The sequence below is a fragment of the Limnohabitans sp. genome (assembly GCF_031538885.1).
Taxonomy (GTDB): Bacteria; Pseudomonadota; Gammaproteobacteria; order Burkholderiales; family Burkholderiaceae_C; genus Limnohabitans.
The window spans coordinates 1-17,862 of the sequence record NZ_JAVKLW010000026.1 but is presented as its reverse complement, the minus strand read 5'-3'; the positions used below and the strand labels follow the sequence as shown (position 1 = coordinate 17,862).

General features: G+C 55.6%; 9 protein-coding genes and 1 tRNA gene. All 10 read right to left on the bottom strand.

Annotation, left to right across the window (positions count from 1 at the left end; translation table 11 throughout):
- Window positions 1-438 precede the first annotated feature (438 nt).
- Entirely contained in the window at window positions 439-738 is a 300-nt protein-coding gene (locus tag RMS03_RS11605) for a hypothetical protein (RefSeq protein WP_405023487.1), read from the bottom strand.
- Between the two features lie 24 nt (window positions 739-762).
- Window positions 763-1,104, bottom strand: a complete 342-nt coding sequence (locus RMS03_RS01805; protein WP_405023486.1) for a type II toxin-antitoxin system PemK/MazF family toxin — start codon at window positions 1,102-1,104, stop codon at window positions 763-765.
- A 395-nt stretch (window positions 1,105-1,499) separates the two neighbouring features.
- Window positions 1,500-1,575, bottom strand: a tRNA-Lys gene (locus RMS03_RS01800).
- A gap of 61 nt (window positions 1,576-1,636) precedes the next feature.
- Window positions 1,637-2,413: a tRNA threonylcarbamoyladenosine dehydratase gene (locus tag RMS03_RS01795; RefSeq protein WP_310625408.1), complete on the bottom strand. Its 777-nt coding sequence runs from the start codon at window positions 2,411-2,413 to the stop codon at window positions 1,637-1,639.
- On the bottom strand, window positions 2,406-3,083 hold the full coding sequence (locus tag RMS03_RS01790; protein ID WP_310625407.1) for a YeeE/YedE thiosulfate transporter family protein: 678 nt from the start codon (window positions 3,081-3,083) through the stop codon (window positions 2,406-2,408). The genes RMS03_RS01795 and RMS03_RS01790 overlap by 8 nt, the downstream gene beginning before the upstream one ends.
- A 102-nt stretch (window positions 3,084-3,185) precedes the next feature.
- On the bottom strand, window positions 3,186-3,917 hold the full coding sequence (ybgF, locus tag RMS03_RS01785; RefSeq protein ID WP_310625406.1) for a tol-pal system protein YbgF: 732 nt from the start codon (window positions 3,915-3,917) through the stop codon (window positions 3,186-3,188).
- Window positions 3,914-4,423, bottom strand: coding sequence for a peptidoglycan-associated lipoprotein Pal (pal, locus tag RMS03_RS01780; RefSeq protein ID WP_310625405.1), 510 nt, complete (start codon window positions 4,421-4,423; stop codon window positions 3,914-3,916). The genes ybgF and pal overlap by 4 nt, the downstream gene beginning before the upstream one ends.
- 27 nt (window positions 4,424-4,450) lie before the next feature.
- The gene (tolB, locus tag RMS03_RS01775) at window positions 4,451-5,734 is read right to left on the bottom strand and encodes a Tol-Pal system beta propeller repeat protein TolB (protein ID WP_310625404.1); all 1,284 of its coding nucleotides are present in this window, start codon (window positions 5,732-5,734) and stop codon (window positions 4,451-4,453) included.
- A 132-nt stretch (window positions 5,735-5,866) separates the two neighbouring features.
- The gene (locus RMS03_RS01770) at window positions 5,867-16,468 is read right to left on the bottom strand and encodes a tandem-95 repeat protein (protein WP_310625403.1); all 10,602 of its coding nucleotides are present in this window, start codon (window positions 16,466-16,468) and stop codon (window positions 5,867-5,869) included.
- Window positions 16,465-17,319: a hypothetical protein gene (locus RMS03_RS01765; RefSeq protein ID WP_310625402.1), complete on the bottom strand. Its 855-nt coding sequence runs from the start codon at window positions 17,317-17,319 to the stop codon at window positions 16,465-16,467. The genes RMS03_RS01770 and RMS03_RS01765 overlap by 4 nt, the downstream gene beginning before the upstream one ends.
- Window positions 17,320-17,862: the final 543 nt, after the last annotated feature.

The following is a 17,862-nucleotide window of genomic DNA, read 5'->3' as shown; positions in this document are numbered from 1 at the left end:
TTTGGTATCGTTCTTCTCGGCTGAGGTGCTTGTACATTGGGCAACTTCGACTTGGCGGTTAAAGCGGCCATGATGCTCTCGCATCCTCAGCCACCTATAACCAGTTCATCTTTGTTGCACTTCGTCCTTGAATCCGCCCTAGCAATCAATGGATCAAATCAAACATTCCCGCCACCGCCACCCCAATCCCCCGCAAACCTGTATCAAATAAAGCCAAGTCCCTTTTTACCTCCCCACCCCCACCTGCCTTATTTCAAATACCCCTCACTTGTAACAGCCTGATCTGCTTTTGCTGACGCTTAATCAATACTATTCATCATCCCCTGTAATCAGCTTGAATTGCTCAAGCACAAATGGGAAAGGCTGGGTTGTAACCAATGGGATCGGGGGCTTTGAACAAGCTCTCTGCCACGGATAGGATATAGCCCCACCTGGGGGTCACCACGCTACTGAGCCAGGTCGCTTCGAGCCATTGCCCATCGGCACATCGAACCCTTTCCACAGCGGCGGCCCGCGTGCTGGAGTGATGCCCGGCGGTTCTGCATCCACCCCGATGTGCTCCAGTATTTGGTGGATGATCTCGTCCACCTCGCTGCCCGCTTTGCGCAGCTGATCCATTGCAAACGGAGGCCATGCGCAGTAGCGCAGCAAGCGCCCCAAGCCCGCGCGGTCATGCGCTGCAATGCAAACGCTGGGGTCTACCGAAAACCCGCTGTGCCGGTACGCCAGCACCTGCACAAACGCTTGATGACTCTTGTCGTCTTACAAAGTCGCGGGTTCAAACATGTCTTGAAGGGTTTTCAGCGCGCGCGTCAAAGTGCTCGCATGTACCGCCCCCACCCGCTGTACCAAGCGCTGTTTGTCCAATGTGCGAATTTGGTCGAGCAAAATTAGACCTTGCTTGCCTTGAAAGGTGAGCGGGATTCTGAACGCCGCTGGGCGCGAACCCGTGGTCATGGGGGCCACGATCACGGTGCGCAGGTGTTGGTGCATCTCGCTGGGTGAAATCATCACACAGGGGCGTATTTTTTGAATTTCGCTGCCCACAGTGGAGTCCAGCGCCGCCAGGCAAATATCGCCAGTTTGCAACAAGACACCCACCATTGCAAAGCCTCATCGCCCTCGTTGGCCAGAACTGGCCAAACCAAAGCATCGCCCGCTTGCGCGGCAATGCGCTGCGCATCTTTGGCCCAGCCGATGCGTGACTAGTTTTTGATGGGCCGAATTTCAATCACGCCCTTGTTCAAAACCAGCTCGGCCAGAGCAGTCAAACCGGTTTCAACAAGAATCGGTTTGGGAATCAAAACACCGTGCGAATTGCCCATTTTTCGAATAGAAACTTGCATGTTTACCCCTTGAAAAAGTTAGCACAATGTTAGTACAGTTCCGCTTTCGGATGGGTAGATGGTGAGAAAAAGTGCGTCGTCGGTGCGCACAAAGAAAAACAGCCACTTGATAGTGGCTACTTCTCTTTGTAAACGGCATGTTTACTAGTGTTTTGGTGGGACCAGCGGGGGTCGAACCCACGACAAACGGATTAAAAGTCCGCTGCTCTACCAACTGAGCTATGGTCCCGTCACACGAGGTATTAACAAGCGTTTTGCACCCCGCGAAGCCTAATAGTATAACGTATTTTTCAAGATTTTAGCAACGGGCGCGAAGAAATTTGATCTAACACCCAGCCCGCGGCGCATTGGCCAAAGGTGGCCGTCACGCTGACTACCGAGCCATAGCCGTGGCAGTTCAAAGATCCATCGCCTTCAACGGCGCAACTCACATCTGGTGGGGCTACGGCTTCACGGCTGAACACACCAGCGATACCGATTTTTTTGCCGTCACGCGCAGCGCCATATTGGCGACGCAAGTTGTAACGCAACTTGGCAAGCAAGGGGTCGTGGCTGGTGTTGGCGAGGTCATCCACATCCACTTTGTGCGCCAAGCGTTTACCACCAGCAGCACCTACGGTGATGAACAACACGGGTTGTGTGAGCGCCCAAGCGGCCATGACTGTTTTGGCTTTGACTTGATCGCATGCGTCAATCACGGCATCGACCGCGACACCGTTCAAGAGCTGAGGCCAGTTGTCGGGCTCCACAAAATCTTCGATGCACGTCACCTCACATTCGGGATTGATGTGTGCAATACGTTCGCACATGGCTTGGACTTTGGCCATGCCCACGGTGGTGTCCAGTGCATGGATTTGGCGGTTGATGTTGGACTCTGCCACATGGTCTAAGTCAATCAGTGTCAAGCGCCCAGCCCCGCTGCGGGCCAAGGCCTCTGCAGCCCATGAGCCCACGCCGCCCACGCCCACCACCACCATATGCGCGGCACGAATACGCCCAGCACCCGCCACGCCATACAAACGGTCTAGCCCCCCGAAACGACGCTCCATGAAAGTGGGTTCATGCATGAGCGGCCCGCTCTAAATGGGCAGCTTGCAACTGCAAAGACCGCACAGCACCTGCCACGATCGATGCCAAGGCAAACAGCGCATTCAGGCTCAGAGTGGAAACACCACTCAAGCCTTGCTCTAGGGTGCAGCCCATCGCCGTCACACCGCCCACCCCCATGAGGACACGGCCAAGCAGATGTTGGCCCAAGTCAAAGGGTACGGTAAAACCGTCCCACCGAAAGGTGTGACGTACCAAGGCAGCAGCTGAACCCATGACAACACCAGCCACAGCCAGAAGACCATCGAAGTTCCAAACGTCTTTGTACCGCAAAACCCAAAACAAGATGGCGGTTCCAACGATATAGCCGAGCCCAGGAATATGCAGGACATGCAGGTTGGCACCAGCAGGCATGTCGATGAACCGTGCATCGACCGTGTTCACGCGCCATACGGCTGCGATGCTTTTGAGGGTGGCAAAAGCACTGATACCCATCACCACAAATACGACCACTGGTTTGAGGTTACCCCCACCAATGCGCACCAAGGTTTTATAGCCGCAGCCCGAGGTGAGTACCCTGCCATAGCCAAACATCAAAACTCCGACCGATGTCGATGGCCACATGAAACACGAGCTGTCGCACAGCGTTTTGTTGGGATCAATCAGCCCCATGTTCACCACGTCAGACACGGCCCCACGGTGCAAAAGTAGGTGTACTGACCGATAGCACCAAGCAACACGCCCCTAAAAAAAAAGCGCAGAGTACCTCTTGGGTGAGTGCGGTCAATTCGCTCATTTGAGCTTTGCCAAGCGTTCGCTGGCGGCGCTGGCCGCCTCTGTGTGCGGATAGGTTTTCACCACCTCACCAAAGGTCTTGCGTGCGGCCTTGATGTCTTTGAGTTCCAACTGGCAGTTGGCCACCGACAGCATGGCTTCGGGCGCACGCTGGTGGCTGGGCGCTTTACCCAACAAAGTGTTGAAATTTTTGATGGCGTTGTTGTAATCGCGGCTGGCGTATTGGGCGTTACCTAGCCAAAACAAGGAGGGCCCCACATAGCCGCTCTTGGGGTTGCGTTTGATGAAGTCGTTGAACGAGCCCACAGCCGCCACGAAATCGCCTTTGCGAAGCACAGCCAACGCCTCTTCGTAAGCTTTAGATTCTGCGGGCTCTGCCACAAACTCCACGCCGTCGACTTTGACTTGAGTGGGTTCAAACCTTTTTAAGCGGTCATCCACGCCTTGCGACAACGCTTGTTGACGACGTAGTGCTTGAGTCAGCTCTTCTTTTTCGCCGCGCAAGCGCGCGGTTTCTTCACGCAGGGCTTCAAACTGGTTTTGTTGTTCGAGCAGGCTGCGTTGGAAGTTTTGAATCTCTTCGCCTTGACGTTCCACACGCTGACGCAAGTCCAAAATCGCGCGGCGCGCTTCGGTGTCTTCAAACAACGCCGCATGGGTAGACATGCTCAAGAGCAGACCTGCGGCCACCGCCACAGTACGGAGAGGAAAAGAAACGTTCAATGTCATTGGTAGTTCAGTGCAGCGCGACGGTTTTGTGCATAAGCCGACTCATCCGAACCTTGGGTGACTGGTTTTTCTTTGCCAAAGCTCACTGATTCCATTTGGCTTTCAGGCACACCCAAGACAGACAAGGAGCGGCGCACGGCATCCGAACGCTTTTGACCCAGTGCTAAGTTGTATTCGCTTCCACCGCGTTCGTCTGTGTGGCCTTCAATGTTGACGCGGCGATTGCGGTCAGCACGCAGATAGCGTGCATGGGCTTCGAGCACGCTTTGGTATTCAGCTTTGACGCTGTAGCTGTCGAGGTCGAAGTAAAGGATGTGCTCAACACCCGCGGGGCCTTGCTTGATGCCTTGCATGGACCCCAGGCTGTGTGAGCTCAGGCCATTGACTGCGGCTTGACCCGCAGCACCACCCGCACGGTCTTCGACTTGCACATCATCAAGTTTGACGCCCGATGCACACCCTGCTAACAGGGCGACAAGAGAGAAGACAGAAAGAATTTTTTTCATACAACGACCCCAAAAAATAAAGAAGAATTAAGGCAGAATTTTAGTGAATGGCCCCCAGTTGGGCTCGCGCAAGTCGCCACCTTGACCCGACAAACGAGCTTTGATGCGCCCATCTAAGGTGGTGGTCATCAACGCTTCACGGCCATCTTGAACCGTAGCGTACACGATGAGGCGGCTGTTCGGTGCAAAGCTCGGGCGTTCATCGCGGTTGCTGTCGGTAATAGCGGCCACGTTGCCACTGCCAATGTCCATCACATGCAACTTGAAAGCGCCACCTATGCGTGAGATGTAGGTCAACCAACGTCCATCAGGGCTGAGTGCTGGCGAGATGTTGTAAGTGCCATTGAACGTGACGCGGTTGGCTGGGCCACCCGAGGCAGGCATGCGGTAAATCTGGGGCGAGCCCCCACGGTCGCTCACAAAGTAAATGGCGGTGCCATCAGGGGCGAACACGGGCTCGGTGTCGATGCCTGCCGATTGGGTCAAACGGCGCGGTTCACCGCCATTGGCATCGATGACAAACAGCTGTGAGCCACCATCACGGCTCAGCGTCACGGCAAGACTTCGTCCGTCAGGCGACCAGCTCGGCGCACTGTTGGAGCCCCTAAAGTTGGCGACCACACGACGCTTGCCCGTGGACACATCGTGCACATACACGACGGGCTTACGAGATTCAAACGACACATAGGCCAACTGTGAGCCCGAAGGCGACCAGCTCGGCGAGATGATGGGCTCTGGGCTGGCTAACGCAGACTGGGCGTTTTCGCCGTCCGAGTCCGCGACCCAGAGGTTGTAGCGCGCCCCCGCCTTGGTCACATAGGCAATACGGGTAGAGAACACGCCTTTGTCGCCCGTGAGTTTTTCATAAACAAAATCGGCGATGCGATGTGAGGCCAAGCGCAAATCGCCTGTCACCACCACATAACTCATCGCACCCAGATCTTGCCCACGCACCACGTCCCACAATCGAACGCGCACGTCGTAGCGACCATCGTTCATGCGGCTGATGCTGCCACTCAGCAAGGCATCGGCGCCTTTTTGGCGCATGGTGATGATGTCGGGGCGTTGGGTTTCGTCGATCACCACACCTGCGGTGATGCTGCGGAACTGGCCGCTGCGTTCTAAATCACTTTGCACAATGGCAGAGATCTTTTGTGGGGAGGACTCTTCACCACGCAAGGGGGCAAAGGCAATCGGCACTTGGGTCAACCCTACGCCTGACACTTCGACACGGAACTGCGCCCAAGCTGGCAAGGCCAGTAAACCAGCGGTCAAAAGCCCAAGTGCGAAGCGAAAAAATTGACGTGTCATAGTGTGAGTGGTAGCCAAGCGAGTCGGTAGATTTTAGTAGTGAACCTAGGCCCCCAAACCGTATGGCCCAATCACCCTTGCGGGCGATATGGGCGATATGGGCGATATGGGCGATATGGGCCATACGAATTCTCAAATCACAACAAAATGTTGACCCGTCAAGCTTGTAGGCTTGCTGCCTAATGTGGCAAACAACACCGCACTGCCCAAACTGCCAGCTGCGCCATTGCCTGCTGCGTCGTAATAAAGCTGGCCTGTGTTTGGGTTGTAAACCAACCAATCATTGCCGCCCACTGCAGCTTGGGTACTCAAGCGAAAGTTATCTGTCAAATCGACATCACCCACCAACTTATCGAACACAGCATCATCCATTGCGATGCGATCAGCGTCACCAATGCTGAAATCAACCACAGTATCCATATTGGTTGAGGCATTGGGCGTTGTGTCGAACACAAAGCGGTCTGCACCTGCACCGCCTACCAAGGTGTCTGTGCCTGCACCTCCGTTCAACACGTTCACACCACTGCTGCCCGTGATCGTGTTGTTTAGCTCATTACCTGTGCCATTGATCGAGGCACTGCCTGTTAACGTCAGGTTCTCTACGTTTGCTCCCAAGGTGTAGCTCACGCTTGCATTCACCTTATCCACCCCCCCATTAGCACCTTCAATCACTACATCACCCACGTGGTTCACCGTGTACACATCATCACCAGCACCTCCCTCAAACTGGTCTGCACCTGCCGTGCCGCTCAAGCTATCGGCCCCCGATGTCCCCTGCTCTCGATGCACCACACTGAGCATGTAACTACCTGTGGAGGTGTTGTTGTACCCCCCTGCATCAAGGTAATACGTCCCTGTCGATGTCGGCGTGTAGGTGAACAATGAGTTCAGGTTCCCGCCTGAATCATCGTTGTAGGCCAATTGATTTCCTGAGGTATCGCGCAATCGCAGGTACGAATCAATCGAGCTGCCATTGAGTTTGATTTGATCAAATTGATACGCAACTCCTGCTGTCAACGACAGCCTGAACCAATCGTGGTCGCCTGCCGTGGCAATGCTCTCGATGTACGAGGCACCTACGGCCAAACTCACCGCAGTGCTAGCGTCGCCCGCCACATCACCGGTCGTCGCTTTGCTGCTGATGGTCGCTGTGTTCCACAGTGCCCCGTCTGCAAACTTGATTTGCTCCACCTGATATGCACTGCCACTGAACCAGTTTGTCACCTGCACTTGGTCACTACCGCCGCCACTGACGGTTAGCCATAGATCATTGCCCACTCGTGCCAGTGCCACGTTGCTGCTATTCACATTGGCATCGAACTGCAACACATCCACATTGCCCACTGCGGCGTCAACGTCACTCACAATGTCTTTGCCAAAACCACGCGCGAACATATAAGTGTCGTTGCCTAAACCTCCATCTAACGTGTTGTTTGCACTATTGCCCGTCAACACGTTGTTCAATCCGTTGCCTGTAGCGTTGGTCGCAGCTGCCCCTGTCAATGTGAGGTTTTCAACATTCGCACCAAGGGTGTAACTGATACTGGCGTTGACCGTGTCCGTCCCCGCTCTTAGCCCCTCTACCACCACATCGCCAACGTTGTTCACATTGAACACATCATCCCCTAGGCCGCCTTCAAACTGATCCGCCGCAGATGTGCCGTTCAGTACATCCGCACCTACCGTGCCCTGCTCTTTATGAATCACGCTCAGTACATAGTTGCCTATCGACGTTTCGTTGTAACCACCCGCATCCAAGTAATAAGTTCCTGTGGTTGTGGGGGTATACGCCAGCAATGAATTTAAGTTACCGCCACTGTCATCGTTAAACGCCAGTTGCGTCCCTGTTGCATCGCGCAGTCGCAAGTAAGAGTCCAATGTGCTGGCACCCAATTTCATTTGGTCAAACTGGTATGACACGCCCGCTGTCAAACTCACTTTGTACCAATCGTGGTCTCCCGCACCCGCAATGCTTTCGATGTACGTTTGCCCCACATTCAACGTCACAGCCGTGCTGTTGCTGGCCACCACATCTGCCGAAGTTGCTTTGCCACGCATCGCTGTCGTATCCCAAACCGTGCCATCTGCAAACCGCATTTTTTCTACCTGATAAGCGCTGCCCACAAACCAATTTGTCAATTGAATTTGATCGCCTGAGCCGCTCACACTTACCCACAAGTCATTGCCAACTTGTGCCAATGCCACGCCAGAGGCCACCACATTCGCATCAAACTGCAACACATCCACATTGCCCACTGCGGTGTCAACGTCACTCACAATGTCTTTGCCAAAACCACGCGCGAACATATAAGTGTCATTGCCTACGCCACCTTGGAGGGTGTCGGCTCCTGCGCCACCATCCAAGGTGTCATTACCCGCCTCGCCCCACAAATACTGATCCCCATCCCCAGCAGTCAACACATCGTCGCCTGCTGTCCCCCACTGCGCAGCACCTAATGCCAACAACGTGCTCACACTTGCGCCATGCGTATCGGTCGCTGTCACACGCAGCTGAATCGCGGTAGTCACATCACTAGCCGAAGGTCTTGCCGTCAACGTGTGTGTGGCTGAAGCAAATGTGAGCCAAGCAGGCAACGCACTGCCGTCGGCCATGCTCACCGTGTAGCTCAACTGCTCGTTGGCATCCACACCGATATCTGCATCTGCAAAGGCATCGTCAGCCAGCGTATAGGTGTTGGCTTGACCCACACGCACACCAAACGGCTGCAATCCATGTGCCAATGTCGGCGCGTCATTGACGTTGCTCACTACCAGATAAAAGCTCTCGCTTGCTGTGGCATTGGCTGCATCACGTGCAATCAACATCACCTCTAACTGACCCACCTCTGCTTGCGTGGGGGTTCCCTCCAAACGCAAATTCTGCGCATCAAAGTGCAACCACGCGGGCAGTGGCTGCCCATTGGCCAGTTGCGCTGAAAACTGCAATTTGTCCGCAGCATCGCGGTCGATAAAGAAATTAGGGGCTACATCCAAACTGAACGCTTCGCGCTCTGTCGCAAATTGCGTGGGCATGTTGCCGTACACCATCGGGGCTTGGTTGTACTGCGCCACCTCCAAAGTCAACAGACTAGGGCTGCTGCTGCCTTGGGCCGTGACTTGAATCGTGAATGCGCCTACTGAAAAATCTGTGGGCGTACCACTCAAGGTACGCGTGCTTGCGTCGTAGCTCAACCAACTTGGCCATGCGCTGCCATCGGCCAACCGCAGGTCATACGTCGCACCCGTGGGGAGCACGTAGTCATAGGCCTTACCAACCAAGGCTTTGTGATACGCACCCGCCTGCACCGCCCCGCTGAAATGGGTATTACCCGCATGCAGCTGCGCATCCAGCGAGTGCGCTATGACATCAAGCTGTGCTTGCACCTCTTGCGCGGTCGCGGCGCTCACCTTCGCATCGGGCTGCGTAGCAGGTGTATCAAAACTCGCGTCGTAAATACCAAACTGCGCATCGCCTGCTTGCAGCATGCGGCCATCACTCATCTGCACCCGCGTGAACCCTCGAATACTCACATCTGGGCCATACGAATGATTGAGCACATTGGCCTGCAAATGCAGCGCACTCACACCCGCACTGGCGAGACTTTGCATCTCGCCAGCATCCACCACACCGTTGCTGTTGGCATCGTGCCAAAGCCTGAACTGCTGCCACTTGGCATCTCTGGCATTGAACACCCCGTCTTGGTTCGCATCAAATTCAGGCCGAGCCAGCGCCTGTAAATCTGGCAAATTGGGGTTGGGGTCAGCCAAGTGCGAGCCAAACGCCAACTCGTCAAAACGGGTCACCAGTCCATCGTTGTTGTGGTCATACACCAGCATCGATTCGTCGCCACCCATCCAAGCAATTTGGTCTTTCACACCATCACCGTTCACATCAAAGCGCACTTGGCTGTCGCGCGCATTGATGAACGACAGGCCATCGCCTTGCAAGTCAATGATGATGGGGTCGTAGCCCCGCGCAGTGAAATTAACCATCGAATACGCAATGGCACCACCACTGTCAGTGACTTTGAATTCCACAAACTCGCCTTGTGTCCTGCCGCCTTGTATCAAGTTGTTAACCGTGAAGTAGTTTTTGGCGGCGCACCCTACTACTATGTCCTCGCCCCACCATGTACAGTCAATCCAGATCGTGCTCATACTCACCGAACTCTGCAATGGATTTCTATTGATCGCAATTTGATGGGTTGCTGGCGAGTCCACGTCCGTTATATCCAACCGATAGCCTAAGTACCAATCCCCCCACTCTGGATTCAACCGCACCACCGTCACATCAGGCGCATCGTTCACAGGGGTCACTACGCCGCGCGCCGTTTGGGTCGTATTGCCCCCATGCCCATCGCTGACGGTGTAATTAAAGCTCAGTGGCCCGTAGTAGTTGAGTGGGGTCATGAATTTGAGTTTGCCGCTGGCCGCATCCAGCTGGTACTGTGTGCCTGCCACACTGAAACCACTCACCGCGCTCACGCTCAGGGCATCGCCCTCCACATCACTGGCCTTGGCCAAAATATCGCTCAGGTAAATCGTGCTCCAGTAGGACTGCTGCGCGTCGGTAGACCCGCCATCTTCTCGCGCTGAAAACGGAAACGCCTCCACCACAGGCGCGTCGTTGACAGCAGTTAGATTGAGACTCAACGTCACGGCGCCCGTACTCGCCCCCGCTGGGTCTTTCATCGCCAATGCAATTTGGCGCACTCCGTTGGCATTGGGCGCAGAGGTAAACACCACCTCACGCGTCGCGGCGTCAAACCCAATACTGTCGCACGCAGTCAGCGCACGCAAGCTGCTGGTGTCCACGCGCAACACATCACCATCCGCATCAAAAAACATCTTGGCTAATGCTGCCTCAGACAAGCGCATGGGCGTGTCTTCAACACCCATCTTGGTCACCTTGCTGCCTGGCACAAAAACAGGGGCATCGTTCACATTGCTCACATCAATGTTGGCCGTTGCCGTGGTGGTGGCCCCTTGTTGGTCGGCCACACTGTAAGTAAAACTGGCAAAGCCGCTTTGTGCTGTGCTGAAATTCGTTGGCGGCGTGAAGGTGTACACATCCTCACCCACCGTGGCATCAAACGCACGGGTCAGCACACCCCCTTTGGCGCTGTCTAGATTGACGGCCAACACCAAACCTGTTGTACCGTCCTCTGCATCGCGCACATTGGCCATCAACTGGCTTGCTCGGATTTTGACAGCCGTATCTTCCGTGGCTGCAAATACACGCTGAGGCACTGTTGGCGAGTCGTTCACTGCGGCCAAGTTAATCCTCACCGTCGCACAAGACACGCCACCCGCTTCGTCTTCCACAAAATACGTGAAGCTTGCCTCTCCCGTGCGATTGGCTGTTGGCGTGAACACCACCTTGCCATTAACCAACTCAACACGCCCACCCACAGGCGCATACGGCTCAGCACCCCCCACTTCACCCACCGCACGTAGGCGTAACTTTTGACCGTTGGTGGCCATATCCACATCCACATCGTTGGCCAGCAGCACCGCGGGGTCTATGGTCAACACTTCGTCTTCTAAGCTCTGTATCGTCTCACCCACGGCTTGCGGCGCGTCGTTTGCACTGGCAATGGCAATTTCTGCTTTGCCCGTGGTGGCTAATCCGTCAGCATCGACCACGGTGTAGTTAAAACTGGCCGTGCCGTTGAAGTTGCGTTCAGGCACAAAAATCACATGCCCCGAAGCCTCTAAAAACACCTCACCATGCACCGCCCCCGTGACCGCACTGATGCGCAACGGCGCACCCCCTACACGCGCATCCACGTCTGGGTCAAAGTCATTAGCCAGCAGTAGCTTGGCATCGATGTACAGCGTTTCGTCTTCGTGGGCATTGCGTATCACCTCGCTCATGACGGTAGGTGCGTCGTTCACCGCCGCCAGTTTGATTTTGACTTTACCTACCGAGACTGCGCCACGCGCGTCTTGCACCAAGTACTCCAACGTGTCCGTCACGCCATACAAGTCTTGCGGTGGTACATAGCGAATTTGTCCGTTCTCCTCTAGCGTGGCACGGCCCATGCCCACATGGCCTATGCCAATGATTTTTAAAGCATCGCCCTCTTTGTCGCTGTCATTGGCTAACAACGTAGCCGCACTAAAAAGCAAAGGCACATCCTCAACCGTGGCCACACACTCACCTAGCACCGTGGGTGCATCGTTGACAGCCGCCAAATTCAAATCCACGCGGCGCTCAATCGTTTGCCCCTTGTTATCTGCCACCACATAGGCAAAACCTGCATCCGTGCCGACATAGTCTGCCTCCGGCACAAAACGCATCACCTCGCTGGCATCATCCATCGCGACACTGCCGTGGCGCACCTCACGCACGCCCAACAATTTGAACGTGGCATAGGCCCCACCCGCCAACAAGCTCCGCACCTCTTGCTCCAGCTGCAAATAGCCCAAGCTCAAGCCTTCATCTTCCCTGCCTTGGTAACGCACGGCCCCTAAGCTTTGCGTGGCCGTGGTTGTGGTGTACACCTGCACGGTTTGCGTGGGCACTGCTTTGTGGGCCATGGTTTCGCTCACCGTCACAGCTTGCTGCTGCACCAGACCGCCTTGCTGTGCGCCCTTGGTCACATAGTCCAAGGTGTACATCTGCCTAGGTAAAACCCACTGCGCAGACACGGGTGCGGCTGCTTCTTGTGGGGTAAGTGCAAGCTCGCTTTGCACCTCTGCCGCATTCACACTGCGCGCAGTTGTCCACTGCTCGCTAAACCCTGTGCTTTGGCTGGGCTGCGCCCAAAGTGCTTGGATGGGCGCAAGATGATTCAAAACCAAACGACTGATATCCACTGCCACATCATCAGTACTGATTCTGGTGGGATCGGGGTTGAGCACCGTGTTGATGCCGGCCACCAAACTGTCGAGCGTGGCATTGAAGTCTTGCGCATCGGGGTTCATACCGTACTTGATTGCCATATCACGCAAGGTTTTGCGACGCTCGAAGGTCAAGTCGTTGCGCTTGAGTTCTTGCAACACACTCAAGTCTTGCAACACCGTGATGTAATGCTCACGCTCGGCATCGGCCCCTTTGCGCTCTTTAAGCACTGTCACGTTGTGCGTGGCTTCGTCTACCTGCACCATCGTGCCCAACATGTCAGCTTTGAGGCCTTGGTCCACCATGTCCACACTCGTGCCATTGGCCAGCGTCATGCGGTGGGTAGCGAGGTCAATGGCTGTGACCTTCAGTGCTTGCAATGCGTCTAGCGCCGCTTTACCCGCTGCATCCAAGTTGGCCTTGAGCGCCGCCATGTCTACACCTACATAGCTCATGTCCATGGTCAGCGTCTCTAGCGAACCAGCGCTGCCGTCACCATTCACGTCCATCCACACACGCAGCAGCTTCCACGCTTTGTCTGCCGCCGTGAGCTTGCCATCGTTGTTGCTGTCGTAGTACTTGAGGCTATTCAAGCCGCGCTGGTCAAACGTGGTGTTAGCACCATTGAACAACTCGCTGGCTGTGTCCAGCAAGCCGTTGCCGTCACGGTCTAACCCCAGCATGGCATCGGTGTTACCCCCCCACTCGGTCACTTCCCGATAGCCGTCGTTGTCCACATCAAAACGTGCGGCCCCATCGCTTTGCATGCTGCGCAAGTCGGTGCTCAGATTCGCTTTGGGAATAATCTTGGCAATGCTGCCGTTGCCATCCCAATCCAGCGCAATTACCTTGAGCCACTGCTGCGTGGCGTGTTCGCGCGCACTCATCAACGCCTCAGCATTGCTCCAGACCGCATTCGTCTGATCCACCACAGCCGCCGCCAATTGACCGTCTTGTGGATGCTCGGCGTTATAAAAGTGGTACTCCGCTTCGGTTTTGCCAAGTGCTCTCTGCGCATCCGCAATGGCTTTGTTTTTGGCAGCTTGCGCAAGCTGCTGCGCGGCCACTTGGGCCGCATACTCTTGCGCGGTCATGTCGTCATTGCCCACCATGTCGATGCTCACCGCCCGCGCCGCTTTGAGCGTTTCTTGGGCTTTGAGGTACGCGGCTTTCAGGGCGCTGCGTTGCGCCTCAACAGGGCTTTGTTGGTTGAGGTACTGGCCTTCGGTGAGCCACTTGTTTTCATCCGCACCAAACTTAGCACTCATGTGGTTGGCCTGCCACTGCTGCACCAAGGCCTCGGGTGCAATCACACTGGCGCTGAAATATTTGTCGATGTCTTGCCTTGCAATAGGCTGGTAGGTTTTGTCTCCCGTTTGCGCGTCTTTGCTCTCTAGCACGTAGTGGTAGTTGTTCACGCCGTTGCCGTCGTAGCTGACCCAGCTTTGCAGCAGCACCTTGGGGATGCGGCTGGCAACTAGCACCAAGGCACGCTCTGGGTCGGTGTTGCCTTGGTTGGCCTCGGCTATTTGTTGGTTGAGCGTGCTCGCCAATCTTTGCATCTTGGCATCCAAGATACTTTTGCCCAACGCCGTGTCCGCATAGCCGTAGCTGCGCCCATCGGGCAGTGTGCCGTGGTAGTCCCATGCCAAGTGGCCATCGCTGCCACGCTTGAACTCCGCCCAGCCCACAGGAGGTTTTGGCGGTGGGGTTGGTGCGTTACCCCCAAAGATGTCGTCCAGCACCCACGCCGTGGCGAGGATGATGACAAAGGTGGTGGGGTCAATCGCCGCTGAGGCAGCTGCCTCGGTGGCAGCAGCAGTTGCCGAAGCCGCTGCCGCCGTCTCTACCGCCGTGGTGGCTGCGGCTGTCATGTGTGCTGCAGCAGCCACATCGGCTGCTGCATTCAGCGTACGCACCGCCTGCACCGCCTGATAAATCGATGCCCCCGCCGAGCCCACTTGCCCGTGATCGAGCATGTCGTCTAAATTGCGTAAGTTCGCAATCGCCAAAATCGCTGTCACCACTTGCAGCGCCGCCAAGTCCGGCCCGCTTAAAAAACCTGACGTGCTTTTACCATCAACCCCGATGTGCGTCACACACAACGAGTTGGCCAACTGGTTGCCACTGCTGAGCAACCCCACCGCCCCACCCGCTTGGGCAATGCCGTCACTGGACTGCAACGCATGCAGCGAGGCCACCACACCCACCGCGCCCGAGATGCCGTTGAGCGTGGTGTGCATGTTGCTCAACGCTTGGTTGACCGTGTGGCCCTGACCCAGCGCCACATCCAGCGCCATCTTGCTGCCGTACAACACTTGGTTGACTTTGTCATGCCCACGCAAGGCGTTGATAAACCCCGCCATGTCGCTGTACAGCTGCGTTTGGTAGTGCTGTTGTTGGGCGGCTGTGCTTGAAGCAGCGGTTGTACTCGATGAGGGGGCAAGGCTGACCTCTCGCCAATCGCTGGCCTCTACACCGCCTCCTGCACCGCTGCCATCTTCACTTGGCACCAAGGCACGTACATACGTCCGCCCTGCTTCCGTCTTCACTTCCGTTTGGGTTCCGTCGTCGTAGGTTTGGGTTTGAATGGTTGCATTCAAACGACCATTGGCATCGTAGATACGCGCAATTTGCACACCGCTGCTGGTGAGACCGTTCTCTATGCGGCTGCCATCGTCAAATGTTTGTATCGACAACGTCCCACCGTTCACCCCACTATTCGCCCCACCATTCGTCCCTTTGAGCCGCGTGAGCAAGTCCTCTGGCGTTAGCACCACTTCTGGCTGTCCGCGATGTTTTTCTGCAATGCGTAGCGCCCCGTTTTCTTGTCCTGCCTCTCGCGTCATCTCAATTTGCACACCCGCGTTGCTGCCTCTTTGAACCACAATTTGCGTCACGCCTGCATCCTTGCTGATGTATGCCACCACTTCGTTGTGCTCATTCACCAAGGCCAACACTGGCGCACTACCTCCCTCTGCTGGCATCGTTCCACTGGCTTGGGCTTGGGTCATGTTTTGCACATGCAGCTTGCCCTGCTCTTCGACCAGCGGCTTCAAAGCGGCTAGTCCGTACATGGCTTCTTCAATCGCAAACTTGCTGTGCTGTGCAATTTGCTGCTGCGTAAGTGCCGCACCAATGCCCGCCAAAGGATGCACCACAAAAAAACCCACCAATGAGGCTACTGTTGCCCCTCCTCCCATTTGCCCCAAGGCAGGAATGTCTACCGTCTGGCCTATCTGCTCTCCCACCGACGAGGCAGCACTTGTCGCATAGTTGGTGATCTTGTCACGCATGTCGTGCTCTACGGGCTTGCCACTGGCGTCGACTTGGCCCAGTGCTCTGGCTTGGTCGTTGTACTCCTTGGTGCCCACCAGCTTGCCTCCGCCTAAAGAATCAAACACCTCCGCTGGCCAGCCAAACATCTTGCTCACTACTTCGCCCAATAAACCGCCCAAGCTGTGGCCTGTGACTAGGGGGGTTAGGTCTTTGGAGTCGAGTGGAAGCTGTCCTTTAGAAATTCGATATTCGTTGATTTGGCTCAAAGCCGCCGCCTTAGCCTGGGCCGCATAGTTCGTCGCATCCGTAAACTGCGGATCCCATGTACCCGTGCTCGCTGACCTCGCAGCAACACCTACCGCCTCGCCCACGGTGTCGCTGCCTCTGTACGCAATCACCACCTCTCCTGTGGTTTTGTTGACATACGTCTCTGCTGCGAAGCCTGTGGAGGTGGCGGTAAATTTATCTGTTGGCACTGTCACTCGTTCAAAACCCTCTGGCGGCGTAAACGCTGGGCCACCAGTACGCGGATACACGCCTTGCGAGAAGGTAGAGGCCAGCACAGTGCGGGCGGTCAGTGTTGTGAGATTGATATTGGTGTTGCTCATTTCTTGTCTCCTTGGGGGTTGATGTTGTTCCAGATGCCTTTGTAAAAATCGTGGTCTTGTTGTTGCAAAGACTGAGTTACTTGTCCGACACGCTCTGTCCATGAGCTGGGCAGATGCAATTCATGAAACACTGGCGAATCTGTTGCGACGTTCAGTCCTTTGATGCGACGCAGTTGAACGGTGTCTCCATTGGGGAAGCTCCTCTTAGAAATGGCGCATCCACCATCCAAACGCACAAACGCATACCGACTGTGCATTTCTCGGTCATAGGCAATCACTCGCGATTTGCCTTCATGTCCTTTGCCCGCAAACCCCAACTCCTCCCCCGTCTTGGGGTCGGTGAAGGGGGAGCGGCCTAACGATGGGTAGTTGGGCGAACCTTCTGTGTTGCGTGACTTATCTCCGTTAGGTGCGGGGGCATAACCTTGTGCTGGCAAAAAGTGAAATGCCGTAGGCACATCTTGCCAATAAAAATCCGCCACTTGTCTGCGCATATCCCACGGCAGCACATGGGCCTGTCTATCAAAATACAGCTCCAACACACACTGCTGATCCCACTTACAGGCTTTGGGGTTGCCTCCCCAGCCGCAGTTGGGGCCTTTGCTGTCAGGCTCCATGCGAAACGCCGCCGCCGCCACCCCCTTAAGCTCATCACTGGCCCACTCCAAGGGCATGCCCGTACGTTGCGCCACCTCTTTGGTGTACACCCACACACTCGGGTCGCGCTGAAACACAAAGTCATTGGGCCGTGTGCTGTGCATGTTGCGCCAGTAGGTAGGACTGCCCTCGGCATAGGTGTAGTCCGCTCCGTGTTTGCCTAGCTCTTGGGCTTGGGCGGTATGCGTGGTCATGAGCGTGGTGGTGAATGTTGCCACTGCTGCAAGTGCAAAACCCGAGAGCCACAACCTGCTGGTTTTAATGGCTGCGTGTGTTGAGTGAGTTGTCATCTTTGTGCTCCTGCGGAGATTGATTTTGCAGACCGTCGTCTCAAATTGGTGCCGTTGAACGCGGCGAAAAGAATCTGACAGTGCGCAACATCGTCCGTATTGCGCAAGCGATGAACACCACCGCAGCAGCGCTGCTGCTTGATGCCTCGCTTTAAACAACGCTTGCTATCTAACGAATTTGCAGCAGCAGCTACCGAAGCGGATGCCCCCGCCGAGCCCACTTGCCCGTGATCGAGCATGTCGTCTAAATTGCGTAAGTTCGCAATCGCCATCGTAAAGACCGCAGAACGCGTTCTAACAGATAACTTCTAAGGAAGGTCTGCACAACGCATGAATTTGTAGCGTGACTTGTTACGGACTTCACGATGTGCAATTGTGTGCGTCGATAGCACGATTTTTCGGCGTAAGAGACCCATTTCGTCATCCCACCTTTGCCCTCAGGCCCCT